Raw genomic sequence first — 13376 nt, 5'->3', positions numbered from 1 at the left:
AACAGAATATCTACCGCGCGCCCTCAGAAGCTGGCAAGCAAGTTCCCCTACGCCACACGACCAAAGACACGCAGCCTGACAACAAAGAGATCACATCAAAACAACAGCGGCAGGGGAGCGAGCAAACCAACCCGCAACAGCTAACATTCACGCCCTCTAACGGAGATCAGAGCCAGCGCCTTACTGATGAGCGAGTGGCAGCAACAGATATCTCAGCTAAAGAAAGGCACGACAAACCCACTTTTGCTGCACATTCTGGCGCTGAAGTGCTCGACACAAACCCGATAGCGGTAACGGACAACACACCACTCGTGCCACCAACCATTGCACCAATGAATGCAATAACACTGACGCTTGATAAGGCTCGCGCATCTCGTCAACAAACCAAGCACACACAACTCACTGCACAGGACAACGAACAGCGCCCCCCCATACTGACGATAACAGCTAATCCGGCCGCACTGAGGCCAACAAATACCAGCAGCGATGTAATTTCGACGCACCTCAACGAGTCTCTGCCGCTCACCGAGGGGGTTGGGAGCAAGCTCACCGCGCAACCGGAGAGCATGCAAAAAGATCCAGAGACAAGCTTGCTTGAAAGCTCTGCCGATTTGGGGCTAACCGCCATTATTACCCAGCCCTATGGTCATGTTGCCCAAGCCACGCTGACTGAAAACGAGTGGCTTGAAGAACAGCATCCAGTCATTGAGGCTTATGAGGCAAGCAGCGCCAACCCGATACATACCCTCGCCAATACCACGCCACATCTACTGCCATTGGCAACGGACAGCGAGGCGATAACTCCTAAACTGGCCACCACCCAGCCAACTGAGGTCTGTGAACAGGTAGCTCAACTTGACGCAGAAATACCACCGCTGGTGGCGCTCAAGCCAGTCGCTACAGGTGAAACAGCCCCCCAAAATGAGCTCTTTGCCAACCCGACTATCTGGGTCGCACCCCTTGCCGTTACCCCCGGGGATCTGCAGCTCGCCCGGCTGGCACCAGCTGAGAGTAATCGGGAACTGGGTCAGCTGCTGGAGCGACTGGCGGTGGATATCTATCAGGAGCTGGGCCGCCCGGAGCGCCCGCCGCTGCTGCGCCTGACGTTGCCACAGCTGGGCGATCTCTCCATTCGCATCGCTCACCACCATGGCGAGTTGCAGATCGAGATTCTGGCAACCAGCGAAGGGCAACTGCTGCTCAATCAGGGGCGCAGCGATCTGGTCGACCGCCTGCAACGGCTCTATCCCGGCGAGCGGGTCGCCCTCGATCTCTTCGGCCAGCCCGACAGTGAGCAGGGCTCACGCCATAAACGATCCATCTACGAAGAGTGGGATGTCGACGCATGACACCGATTACCCTCACCTCCGCCTCGCTGGCGGAGTTGACTTTACAGCAGACCCTGAGCCAATACCGCCAGCACTTTAACTGGAGTTGCGGCGAGCTGGCCCTCGCCATCGGTTTGCCGCCTGCGACACTCGATACCCGGCTGCAACTGCAGTGGCAGGGGCTCTCTTTGCCCCTGCTGTGCCACGGCGCAGAGCTGGCGCACTGGCTGGCGCCGGATCTACAACAGGCGGCGCTGTTCAGCCTGCCCGAGCCACTGCAACTGGCGTTGATCGAACGGCTGGGACAACCCCTCGGTGGCCTCACCTGCTCGGCGCTGACCCGACCGGAGAGGAACGTTCAGACCGATGAGCCGGCCTTGCAACTGCTGTTGCAACGGGAGGGGGCAAGTCTTGCTCTCTGGCTGCCGCAGCCCGAGCCCTTGCTGAGCAAGTTGCCACCACGACCACAGCAGCAGCGGCTGCCGTTGCCCCTCACCCTCTCCCTGCTGTGGAGCGAGATGGGGCTGACCATGGATGAGCTCGCTACCCTCGCTATCGGCGATGTGCTGCTGCCGCCACCCCATCCGCAGCTCGGTCAGCAACTGCTGGTCTGCGTGGAGGGTCGCCCCTTTGCCTACTGCCAACCCCATCAACAACATCTGGAACTGACTGCCATGCATAATGCTGCCTCCGCTGAACCCTTCGGCCCGACCGAACTGGATCAACTGCGATCCAGGTGAGCTTCGAAGTGGGCCGCCAGACCCTGGACTGGCATACCCTCACCAGCCTGCAACCGGGCGCCCTGATCGATCTTGGCACGCCCCTCGATGGCGAAGTGCGCATCATCAGCAACGGCCATTCGCTGGGGGTGGGCCGACTGGTGGAGATCCAGGGTCGCCTGGGTGTACGGGTCGAACGCCTCGACAACGAGTCACAGTCATGATCCAGTTGCCGGACGAGCTAAACCTTATAGTCGGGCTGGCGCTGCTGGCCCTACTCCCCTTTATCGCCGTGATGGCCACCTCCTTCGTCAAGCTGGCGGTGGTCTTCTCGCTGCTGCGCAACGCCCTCGGGGTGCAGCAGATCCCCCCAACATGGCGATGTACGGGCTGGCGATCATTCTCAGTATTTATGTGATGGCGCCGGTCGGCTTTGCCACCCAAGATTACCTGCGCCAGAACGAAGTGTCGCTGGCCAAATCCGAATCTGTGGAAAAGTTCCTCGATGAGGGGATTGCCCCCTACCGCGACTTTTTGAAAAAGCAGATCAAACCGCGGGAACACGCCTTCTTTATCGACAGCACCAAGCAGCTCTGGCCCAGCAAGTATGCCGACCGGCTGGAGCCCGATAGCCTGCTGATCCTGCTGCCCGCCTTTACCGTGAGCGAGCTGAGCCGCGCCTTCGAGATAGGCTTTCTGATCTACCTGCCCTTTATCGCCATCGACCTCATCATCTCCAACATCTTGCTGGCGATGGGGATGATGATGGTCTCCCCCATGACCATCTCGCTGCCCTTCAAGCTGCTGCTGTTTGTGCTGCTCGATGGCTGGGCCCGCCTGACCCACGGGCTGGTCATCAGTTACGGAGGCTAGCATGAGTCACGCCGATATCCTTCACTTCACCAGCCAGGCGCTCTGGCTGGTGCTGATCCTCTCGATGCCACCTGTGCTGGTGGCGGCGCTGGTGGGCACCCTTGTCTCTTTGCTGCAGGCACTGACCCAGATCCAGGAGCAGACCCTGGGCTTTGTCGCCAAGCTGATCGCCGTGGTGATCACCCTGTTTGCCACCACCGCCTGGCTGGGTAACGAGCTCTACAGCTTTGCCGATATGGTGCTGTTCAAGGTACCGCAGATCCAATGACGCTGGAGAGCCTGCAGGCCCAGATGCTGGCCTATACCCTGCTGCTGCCGCGCTTTATCAGCTGCTTCGTGATGCTGCCGGTGCTGAGCAAACAGATGCTGGGAGGGGCGATGATCCGCAACGGGGTGGTCTGCTCGCTGGCGCTCTACGCCTACCCCACAGTCGCCGACACCTTGCCGGATCAGATCGACGGCATGGCGCTGGCCATGCTGATCGCCAAGGAGGTGCTGCTCGGCCTGCTGATCGGCTTTGTCGCCGCCATCCCCTTCTGGGCCATCGAGGCGAGCGGTTTTCTGATCGACAACCAGCGCGGTGCCGCCATGGGTTCCCTGTTCAACCCGAGTCTCGGCAGCCAGACCAGTCCCACCGGCCTGCTGCTGACCCAGACCCTGATCACCCTCTTCTTTGCCAGCGGCGCCTTTCTCGCCCTGCTGGCCGCCCTGTTCCAGAGCTACATCAGCTGGCCGGTGGCGCATTTTTTCCCCACCATCGACGAGCAGTGGGTCAACTTTTTCTACGGCCAGTTCAGCCATATGTTGCTGCTCTGCGCTTTGCTGGCGGCGCCGCTCTTAATCGCCATGTTTCTGGCCGAATTCGGGCTGGCACTGATCAGTCGCTTCGCCCCCTCCCTCAACGTCTTCGTGCTGGCGATGCCGATAAAAAGCGCCGTCGCCAGCCTGCTGCTGGTCATCTACATCAAGCTGATGATGGACCACGCCTATCAACAGGTGCTGGCGGTGATGGATCCGCTGCAACTACTGATCCCCATTCTGGAGGCGCGATGAGCGGCGAGAAGACCGAACAACCCACCCCCAAAAAGTTGCGGGATGCCCGCCAGAAGGGGCAGGTGGTCAAGAGCAAGGAGGTGGTCTCCACCGCCATCATCCTCAGTCTGGTGGGCATGCTGATGGCGATGTCCGACTACTACCTCGAACATCTGGGCAAGCTGATGATGATCCCGGAATCCCACATCAACCTCCCCTTTACCCAGGCGCTCAACCATGTGGTGGAGAACCTGATGCAGGAGATGGCCTATCTCTGCATCCCGATCCTAGCGGTGTCGGTGCTGGTGGTGCTCGTCTCCCACTTCGCCCAGTACGGTTTTCTGCTGAGTGGTGAGTCCATCAAGCCAGACATCAAAAAGATCAATCCGGTGGAGGGGGCCAAGAAGATCTTCTCCATCAAAAGCCTGATGGAGTTCGTCAAATCACTGCTCAAGGTGAGCCTCCTGAGCCTCTTGGTGTGGGTCACCATAAAGGGCAATCTGCAGGCGATGCTCCAGTTGCCCGGCTGCGGCATGAGCTGCATCACTCCGGTGCTGGGGGGCATGTTGGGCCAGCTGATGGCGGTTTGCGCCATGGGCTTTGTGGTGATCGCCATCGCAGACTACGCCTTCGAACACTACCAGCACATCAAGCAGCTCAAGATGAGCAAGGACGAGGTGAAGCGGGAGTACAAGGAGATGGAAGGGAGCCCGGAGATCAAGAGCAAGCGCCGCCAGTTCCATCAGGAGTTGCAATCGAGCAACATGCGCGCTGATGTCAAGCGCTCCTCGGTCATCGTCGCCAACCCGACCCATATCGCCATCGGTATCCGCTACGAGCGGGGAGAAACGCCGCTGCCGGTGGTGACCCTCAAATTCACCGATGCCCAGGCGCTACAGGTGCGCAAGATTGCCGAAGAGGAGGGGATCCCTGTGCTGCAACGCATTCCACTGGCCCGTGCCCTCTATCGGGATGCCCAACTCAACAACTACATTCCCGCCGACCAGATTGAGGCGACCGCCGAGGTTCTGCGCTGGCTGGAGCAGTGGCGCCAGAGCGAAGGGCCACAGTGGTAGGGCAGCACGCTGCCCGCCTGGCCAAACAAACTGCGCAACACGCGAAAAACTGACAAATCCCCGACCGCTCCCTGATATAGCGCGCCATCACGGCTCGGTATCATCCCCTTATCGTCAACCCTGTCGGGAATCACATCATGGCCTTACCAGCAATCGGTGGACACATTCACCTCAACCGCCCAGCATCGCCCCAGCAGACAGAGGCCAGCCCGCTGCTGGCCAAGGGTAACAAGCTGTTCGAACAATCCGTCAAGCGCGGCATCGGCCACTTCCAGAGCAGCGATCTCAAGCAGGTCATCAGCGCCCTGCGCCAGTTGCAAAGCGCCCCCGATAGCGGCAAAGCGCAGCGGGTGCAGGATGCAATCCAGCACTGGGAGCAGCACCACCCCAAAGAGGTGGCAGCACGCGGCGCTCGTCTGACTGAACTGAAGCAGGCGCTGGCAGAACAGGGTGCCATCACCAGAGCAGCCCCGCGACATGAACCGAAAGTGATGGCGGGTGGCACCCAGGCCCTGCTGCAAAAGAGCATGGCTGGACTGGAAAAACTGGGCAGCTACGCCTGCACCGACGCCCAGACCTTTGTCCAGCCCAACAACCCGAGCTATCAGAAGATCATCGGCAAACTCAACGCCTTCGGGCAGGATCCCCAGCGCCTGGCAGCCAACCAGCGCGCCAACAACAGCGCCAATATGGCCGCCATCCAGATCACCAGAAACAAGCAGCCACTATCCTTGCGCACCATGGAAAACATCGCCAAAGCGGTGGATGACGCCAAGGCCGGTTGCTGCTCGACCCTGGCCTATTCGGCGGCGGCCGAACTGCTGCGCCACAACAGTGACCAGCGGATCGAAGTGCTGGCCCATCGTGGTGCACAAGGTCACGCCCAGACCCACTGCTTTGTGGTAATTGGCCGCGCCGAGGGGAGCGAACTTACCAAGCCGGAAAGCTGGGGGCCACACGCCAAGGTAGTCGACCCCTGGGCCGCGACCATAGGGGCGCCACTGGTCGGTACCCCAGCCCGCCCCCCTATCGCCAACCTGTGGCCGCCCACAGAGTCGGTCTTTGATAACACCCATCGGGAGGATTAATGATGTTCCATGCCATGCTATCAACCCTCGTTCGCCAGCTATCCCTGCCGCATGAGTGCCTGCACGAAGAGGGGCTGGATCTGCAGGCGGGCCCCTTCAGCCTCCATATTCGCGAGCGGGATCAACTGGTGACCCTGTTTATCCCGCTGGGAGATATCCAGACCCCCTCCCTCGCCGCCATGGACGACTGGCCTGTGCTGCAACTCAGTCGCGACAGCGAGCAGAGCACCCTGCTCTGGTGTCGCGAGTGGCTGGACAAGCTGGATGTGGATCTCCTGACCGATATGGTCAGCCGCATGCTGCATCAGGCTGAAGCCCTGACCCAAGGCACGTCTCCGGCAGCCATCGTGGTCAACGAGTCCGCGATCGAACAGACCGTATCACGCCCGAATTACGGTATCCCGAATCCCATCCCGACGACCATTCGAGCCTGATATCAGCGTCAACTCATAAGGGAAAACAGCGCAACCATAACGTGGCCATCACTGATGGCCCCGTTATGTTTTCAAATCCGCATCAAGTTGACCTTACACCCGCCCTTACCTTTGTCAGCTCACCGGCCCGCGAAATCGGCCGTCAGGCGGCAAAACGACTGCTGACCCGGATGCAGCAACCCGAGCTCGCCCCCAACCGCCATATCATCACCCCCAATCTACAAAAGCGGGAGTCGGCCTGAGCTGGCTGGACAAGCCCGCAGCAGCGCAAAACGTGAGCCAGCTCACTGCGCCGGCAAGGAGAAATTGAGAGCCAAGTGGAGAGGAATATGATGGGCACCTCCCTCTCATCACGAGCCCATTTATGAGCAACCCGCACGACCAGAATCCGCCGAGTGAAATCCATCGCTGTGACAAATGCAGAGAACGTACCCGCCATATCGTGGTGCTGGTCGCCCGCGATCACAGCCAGGATGTGATGCCCAAGGATCCGCGCAAAGCCTTCGGCAAGCCTTTACTTCCAGCAGCATCACCAACTGGGCGTTTGGTGAAACACTGGCCTACCAGACCACCCATGTAAAACATCTAATTTGCGAGCGGTGCGGGGAGAAGTTTCTGGAGTATTGATGGCTCCAGTCTGTCATCCGTCACACAACCAACCGAATAAACTCCCGCTATCAAGCAAGTAGTTTGTTGATCCTTGGCAGGTTTTTACCTGCTGCCGGTTTTGCATTGCCCCCACCTTGATTACCATGGCTCACTTGGCAACCGGGATTGGGAGGGACGTTGCCGAGATAGCTCTGGCCACCATAGCGCCATCCCCTCCCGCCACATCGCCGGTTAACAGCAGCAGAGTGGAGGCTGTCGTCCAGGGGCGGTAGCGTGCCGCTTGGCCACACCTGGGCTACACCCCCCTCTCCAGCAATCCACAAGGATCCCGCCGTTATGTTTGAGTACGTCGAAAAACTGCAAGCGCGCATCGCTACCATGGTCAGCCAGAACGGCCGGGATCCGGCAGGCGGCCCACTGGTTTAGCGAGGCCATCGTTCACAACAAGATGATCCATATGCTGGGCACCGGCCACTCCCATATGGTCGGGCTGGAGGGGTTTATCCGTGCCGGTGGCCTTGGCAATATCAACGCCGTGCTCGACTCCACCGTCACCACCGCCGATGGTGCTCTGCGCAGCTCGGCGCTGGAGAAGCTGCCGGGGCTTGCCGCCATCCTGTGGGAGGAGCAGCCGATTGCGCCGGGGGACCTGATGGTGGTCATCTCCAATTCGGGTCGCAACGCCCTGCCCATCGAGTGGGCCCAGCTTGCCAGAGCGCGCGGCCACAAGGTGATCGCTATTACCTCAGTGGCACAATCGGCGCAAAATCCGAGTCGTCACCCTTCTGGCCAGAAACTGATGGAGCTGGCCGATCTGGTACTGGACAACTGCGTGCCACCGGGCGATGGCCTGTGCGAAGTCAATGATCGGGTCACCGGCGCCTTCTCCTCCATCTCCGGCATGGTGCTGATCAATACGCTGGTTGTCGAAGCGCAGAAACTGGCACTGGCACAAGGAGTCACCCCGCTTATTTTCTCCAGCCAGAATGTGGATGGCTTTAATAACGATGATGTTTACCGCCATTTCCAAGGGCGATTGAAGTCGATGTAAAAATCTACATATAGATTTTTTAAATTAAACCATCAACAAAAATTGAGATCACATAGTGGCAGATTATATAAACAAAAACATCCTTAGTCAGGCTTATATTCATGTTGAGCCGAGAGGAATGGAAACCGATGAACAGTTAGAGTCATTCAAGGAAAATTTAAGAATGTTTTCCTTGACTCGTACTGAGTTCTTTTTATCTGAAGGTCTTGAGATCAATGTTGAGTTTGAAGATGGTTCAATAAAAGCTCGTGTGACTGTAATTGGCACACTAATGCTTCTACTTCAAGGTATTAGTTCTTATAAAGACTTCAGAGAGGGCCTTCAACTTCTGTACTCTGATGCAAAATGGCTATCGGATGCCATCATATCGGAATCTTTATATCAAACTAAGGCAAAACATCATGATGTAATCAGAGTGGAGGCTAGAACTGGAATCATTGGCTCCATTCATAAAGTTTTTAATAAGTTGGAAAGCATTAAACGTGGAGCAAAAGGAGCTATGCTCGCCACTGATATTGTAGATAAAATTGATGATGCGCAAAATGAAATATTAAAGTTAATGGATAATATCTGTGATTTAGCTGATAAGGATTTAGTCGCAAAAGAATGTATTGCTTTGGTTAAGGAGCTACCAGAGACACCTGTACCCCCCAAAGATAAAGAAAATAAAATTTATGCTATAGACGAGTACAGACGCAAAAAATCAACTCTAATCGGTGCAATAGAAATCCATCTAATGGCTGATGAGTAAAATCAAATTATCTATAACGCAGATGTGCGGTGATACCCAATTTGACCATAAATTCTGATAGCCCGTAGGTTCGAATAGCGAAGCGTATTCGGACATTCGCGTCATCACCTCTACTTTCCAGTCTCCAGATATCTGTTCCAGAAAAGAGCACTCATAGATGAAACGAATTCTGATTATTGGCAACTCGGGATCGGGCAAAAGCTGGTTGGCGGCTCGATTGGCTGAGGGGTTAACTATCCGCGAGGTCAATCTTGACACCATCGTCTGGCAACCGGGCGGCTTTAACCAAAAACGGCCCCAGCATGAGATTGACCATGCCATTCAAACACTTGCTCAAGCGCCCTCATGGGTGGTCGAAGGGGTATTTGGTGCCCTGGCCGAGCAACTGCTTGATGCCGCTGATACCCTGCTCTTTCTGGATCTCGACTGGTCTGTATGCCGTGATTCGCTGCTATCGCGCGGATCACAGAGTGCCAGGCAACGGGATGCAGTGGCAGCCGAAGAGAGCTTTCAACAACTGCTGGTGTGGGCATCGGAATATGGGCAGCGAGCCGGCAAAAGCTCCCGCCAATTCCATCGCGAGCTGTTTGATCGATTCCCAAACGACAAGCACCGTTTCACGACTCGGGCAGAGGTAAATAGCTATCTCACGCAACTGACCACTCATAGCTAACGGGGTAGAGGATGACGCAACAGGAGCTGGCGAAAATGGGGGGCGCTTCGGTAAATATCCAGCTGCTGGATGGCAAACCCTGTATCAGAAAAAGCGGCGCATCGCCTGTCGAGCGCCATTTCTACCAACGTGCAGCCCCGCATTTGAGCGGGCTCAACACACCTGCCCTGCTCAGGGCCGAAGGAGAGATCCTGTTCCTTGAGCAGATCCCTCATCCGGTCACGCTCACGCAGCTGCACCACAACGAACAGACCTTTGCTCAGCTGGCCAGCCTGCATAACGCCAACTATCAACCCGACTTTTCGGTGAAAACTCACGGCTGGTCGCAGGCCGACACCGACGAGGCGCTCTCTGTACTCTGCCTGCCGGAAGCGGTAAACGAGAAGATCCGCCATATCCAGCAACTTAGTCACGAACTATTCGAGGAGTCATGTCTGATTTCGGGAGATAGCAATGAGGGCAACTGGGGCACCCGCGACAATGGTGAGCTGGTGTTGTTTGACTGGGAGCGATTTGGTTATGGCAGCCCGGCCATCGATCTGGCCCCGCTGGTGCCGCGGATGGGTTCACAGGCTGAGTATGAAACTATCATTGAACGTTATCAGCGCCACAGTTCGCTGCTCTCTGGCGACCGGTTGCTCCGCCATCTCGTCATGGCCAAGTGCTGGCTGATTATTGAGGTCACCAATCTGCTGACCAGAAGGGAGAAGCCGCAGGCACAGCAATATCTGGAGTGGTATCGACAACAAGTTCCCAACTGGCTGGGGTCGGTGGCGCATATTGTGTAATCCGTAGGTTCGAATAGCGCAGCGTATTCGAACGTTCGTGTTATCACCTCTCTCTTTTCGGCCATCCCTCTCTTGCCACCACACTTTCTTCCCAAACAACCCCCTCTGCGCTCGCCCAGCCAATTCGATTGGCCTCCGCCATCAGGCGCATAAAAATCCTAATCCGCCCGACGAAATTGCGACTTTTTGTGAGAATGGTCACATCTGATGGCGCCGTTTAACCACATATAAATCCAGACCATGCTGATGATTAATTTATTGATATGGCGTATTGCAAATCTGATGGCGAGCCTAACATCAATGCATTTGTCTGTTTTTAAAGAAAAAATGGATGAGCTGCTGAAAATGGCGAGTCCTGCCTGAAAACGGGATCTTCATCACATCGCGTTTTACTGCGCACAAAAATCCAGTGATTAGCACATTTGTCCGATAGGGAGGGGGGCGGGCAAGACGCGATAATGATCATGTCATTTTTATCCAGTACGTCGATACGTACTCACGCATAGCTTCCGTCACCGGAAGCGGGGAGAGCGCCATGATAACCACCTTGATCAATGAACATCTGATCAATCTCGATTTGAAAGCGACGCGTAAGGAAGAGGTCTTCACCGAGATGGCCCGCCTGCTGGTCGCGCAAGGCAAGGTCAGCGACGAGCAGCAGTTCGTCAAGGATCTGTGGGCCCGCGAAGAGCTGGGCAACACCGGCTTTGAAGAGGGCGTGGCCCTGCCCCACGCCAAGAGTGCAGCGGTATGCAACCCGGCGGTCGCCATCGGCATCAGCCGCAACGGCATCGAGTACGGCGCCGAAGATGGCAAGCCATCCCATATTTTCTTTATGATCGCCTCCCCCGATGGCGGCGCCAACCACCATATCGAGGTGCTGGCCGAGCTCTCCGGCAAGCTGATCGAAGAGGGCTTTATCGTCAAGCTGCTGGCGGCCAACACCCCGGCCGATGCGCTGGCGCTGCTGCTGGCCAAGAAAGAGGAGCAGAGCGCGGCCCCGACCACCAGCAAAGGCTTTATCATCGGTGTCACCGGCTGCCCGGCCGGTATCGCCCACACCTATCTGGCGGCCGAGTCGCTGGAGCGCGCCGCTCGCGAGCTGGGTTATGAGGTGAAGGTGGAGACCAACGGCTCCATCGGCGTCAAGAACAGCCCGACCGCGGACGAGATCGCCCGCGCCACCGCCATCGTGGTCGCCTGTGACAAGCAGGTGGATATGGCCCGCTTCAACGGCAAGCCCCTCATCAAGACCGGCGTGAAGGCACCCATCAAGGATGGCAAGGGTCTGATTGAGCAGGCCCTGAAAGCCCCCGCCTACGTGGCTGGCAAAGAGGATAAAAAAGGTGAAGAGAAGAGCGCGGGCGGCAGTTCCGATCTCTATCGCTACCTGATGAACGGTGTCTCCCACATGATCCCGTTCGTGGTGACCGGTGGTCTGCTGATCGCCCTGTCACTGGCCATCGGCGGCAACCCGACCCCGAGCGGCATGCAGATCCCGGAAGGGAGCATGTGGAACCAGATCCTCAACGTCGGCGTGGCCGCCTTCACCCTGATGATCCCCATTCTGGCGGGCTATATCGCCTACGCCATCGGTGACCGTCCGGCACTGGCACCGGGCTTTATCGGCGGCTGGATCGCCAACAACGGCAGCTTCTACGGCGCTGACGCCGGTACCGGCTTTATCGGTGCCATCATCGCGGGCCTGTTGGTCGGTTATCTGGTGCGCTGGATTGCCACTCGTCAGTACCACAAGATGGTGCAACCGCTGGTGCCGATCCTGATCGCCCCCATCGTCGGGTCGCTCTTTATCGCTGCGATATTCATCTTCATCATCGGCGCCCCGATTGCCGACATGATGACTGGCCTCAACGCCATGCTGCTCTCCATGAGCGGTGGCAGTCTGGTGCTGCTGGGTATCGTGCTGGGTGGTATGGCTGGTTTTGATATGGGTGGCCCGGTCAACAAGGTGGCCTTCCTCTTCTCCGTCGGCATGATCGCCTCCGGTCAGACCCAGTTTATGGGTGCCATGGCCTGCGCCATCCCGGCTGCCCCCCTTGGCATGTCGCTGGCTACCGTACTCGGTCGCAAGCTAGGCATCTTCGACGAGTCCGAGATCGAAGCGGGCAAAGCCGCTGGCGCCATGGGTCTGGTGGGTATCTCCGAAGGGGCGATTCCGTTCGCCGCCCGTGACCCGCTGGCCGTGATTCCGGCCAACGTGCTGGGCAGCATGACCGCCGCTGTGATGGCCTTCCTGTTCGGAATCACCAACAGCGTTGCCCACGGTGGCCCCATCGTGGCCCTGCTGGGTGCCGTCAACAAGCCGCTGCTGGCCCTGCTCTGCATGATCTGCGGTGCCATCGTCACCGGCGTGGTCGCGGTTGCCCTGAAAAAGCTGCGGGTAAAAAAGAGTGACGAGGTGACCCTGGCCAAGGCGGCCTGAGTCCCTCTCGCCATCGCGGCTCATAGAGCATAAAAGAGGCCACCCCACGGGGTGGCCTCTTGTTTTTTGTGGATAGCTGGCGGGCCGTATTTCCCAATATCGCCCCCCGAGAAATAGTGGTCGATAAGCACTCTTCCCTCATCTCTCCCTTCACCTCTCTCCTTGCCTTTCCCTTGCTCCCTTCTGGCCTATCCATCCCACCAGCCCAGCACTCACACAGAGCGCCAAACTGGCTGAAATGGCAGCAATCCGGCGTCAGCGGTGTGATGTTTCTCACGCTTTGTCCCCGAAAGCGCAAAAACTAGGAAAATTTCCTAGCCCCACTAGGGATGGCTCTCAAGCCATTTTTTGCCCCTCTTATTAGAGTCACCCCACCTGATGTCGTGACCCGCACCGCGACGGGCAATGCGCCCCGTCATCCCGTGCCGGGCCCGGGTTTATATGGATGGAGCGTCGAGCGCAGCAACGGCTGACAGCCCCGACGTTCCGTTCCCCCTTCCGTGGCGTGACC

11 protein-coding genes and 4 pseudogenes are annotated in these 13376 nt (G+C 57.7%); all 15 read left to right on the top strand.

The window, feature by feature from the left end; all coding sequences use genetic code 11:
* Window positions 1-194: 194 nt before the first annotated feature.
* Window positions 195-1349 (top strand): type III secretion system needle length determinant, encoded by a 1155-nt coding sequence (locus tag ACTG27_RS01415; RefSeq protein WP_439980479.1) that lies wholly within the window; start codon window positions 195-197, stop codon window positions 1347-1349.
* Window positions 1346-2271 (top strand): annotated as a pseudogene (gene sctQ / locus ACTG27_RS01410) (type III secretion system cytoplasmic ring protein SctQ). Before ACTG27_RS01415 ends, sctQ begins: the two are co-directional and overlap by 4 nt.
* A pseudogene (ascR, locus tag ACTG27_RS01405) lies at window positions 2268-2920 on the top strand (SctR family type III secretion system export apparatus subunit AscR). Before sctQ ends, ascR begins: the two co-directional pseudogenes overlap by 4 nt.
* Window position 2921: 1 nt before the next feature.
* Entirely contained in the window at window positions 2922-3188 is a 267-nt protein-coding gene (gene ascS / locus ACTG27_RS01400; protein ID WP_005334586.1) for a SctS family type III secretion system export apparatus subunit AscS, read from the top strand.
* On the top strand, window positions 3185-3973 hold the full coding sequence (gene ascT, locus ACTG27_RS01395; RefSeq protein ID WP_150997512.1) for a SctT family type III secretion system export apparatus subunit AscT: 789 nt from the start codon (window positions 3185-3187) through the stop codon (window positions 3971-3973). Before ascS ends, ascT begins: the two co-directional genes overlap by 4 nt.
* Window positions 3970-5028, top strand: coding sequence for a SctU family type III secretion system export apparatus subunit AscU (ascU, locus tag ACTG27_RS01390; protein ID WP_439978963.1), 1059 nt, complete (start codon window positions 3970-3972; stop codon window positions 5026-5028). The genes ascT and ascU overlap by 4 nt, the downstream gene beginning before the upstream one ends.
* Window positions 5029-5165: 137 nt before the next feature.
* Complete coding sequence (locus ACTG27_RS01385; RefSeq protein WP_058055773.1) at window positions 5166-6116, top strand: hypothetical protein; 951 nt, start codon at window positions 5166-5168, stop codon at window positions 6114-6116.
* Window positions 6116-6550, top strand: coding sequence for a hypothetical protein (locus tag ACTG27_RS01380; protein ID WP_439978962.1), 435 nt, complete (start codon window positions 6116-6118; stop codon window positions 6548-6550). The genes ACTG27_RS01385 and ACTG27_RS01380 overlap by 1 nt, the downstream gene beginning before the upstream one ends.
* A gap of 92 nt (window positions 6551-6642) precedes the next feature.
* Window positions 6643-6792: pseudogene (locus tag ACTG27_RS01375) on the top strand (substrate-binding domain-containing protein); the annotation flags it as partial.
* Between the two features lie 122 nt (window positions 6793-6914).
* A pseudogene (locus tag ACTG27_RS01370) lies at window positions 6915-7177 on the top strand (hypothetical protein).
* Between the two features lie 430 nt (window positions 7178-7607).
* Window positions 7608-8210, top strand: a complete 603-nt coding sequence (locus ACTG27_RS01365) for a sugar isomerase domain-containing protein (RefSeq protein WP_439978961.1) — start codon at window positions 7608-7610, stop codon at window positions 8208-8210.
* Between the two features lie 55 nt (window positions 8211-8265).
* A complete protein-coding gene (locus tag ACTG27_RS01360; RefSeq protein ID WP_227274080.1) occupies window positions 8266-8961 on the top strand; it encodes a hypothetical protein in 696 nt (231 codons plus the stop codon).
* Window positions 8962-9118: 157 nt separating this feature from the next.
* Entirely contained in the window at window positions 9119-9634 is a 516-nt protein-coding gene (locus tag ACTG27_RS01355; protein WP_439978960.1) for an AAA family ATPase, read from the top strand.
* Between the two features lie 11 nt (window positions 9635-9645).
* Window positions 9646-10422, top strand: a complete 777-nt coding sequence (locus ACTG27_RS01350; protein WP_439978959.1) for a phosphotransferase — start codon at window positions 9646-9648, stop codon at window positions 10420-10422.
* Between the two features lie 535 nt (window positions 10423-10957).
* Window positions 10958-12865: a PTS fructose transporter subunit IIABC gene (locus ACTG27_RS01345; RefSeq protein WP_439978958.1), complete on the top strand. Its 1908-nt coding sequence runs from the start codon at window positions 10958-10960 to the stop codon at window positions 12863-12865.
* Window positions 12866-13376 lie beyond the last annotated feature (511 nt).

This window comes from Aeromonas sp. 97A, from assembly GCF_051919185.1.
Lineage (GTDB): Bacteria > Pseudomonadota > Gammaproteobacteria > Enterobacterales > Aeromonadaceae > Aeromonas > Aeromonas veronii.
This window is presented reverse-complemented; position numbering and strand designations above follow the sequence as displayed.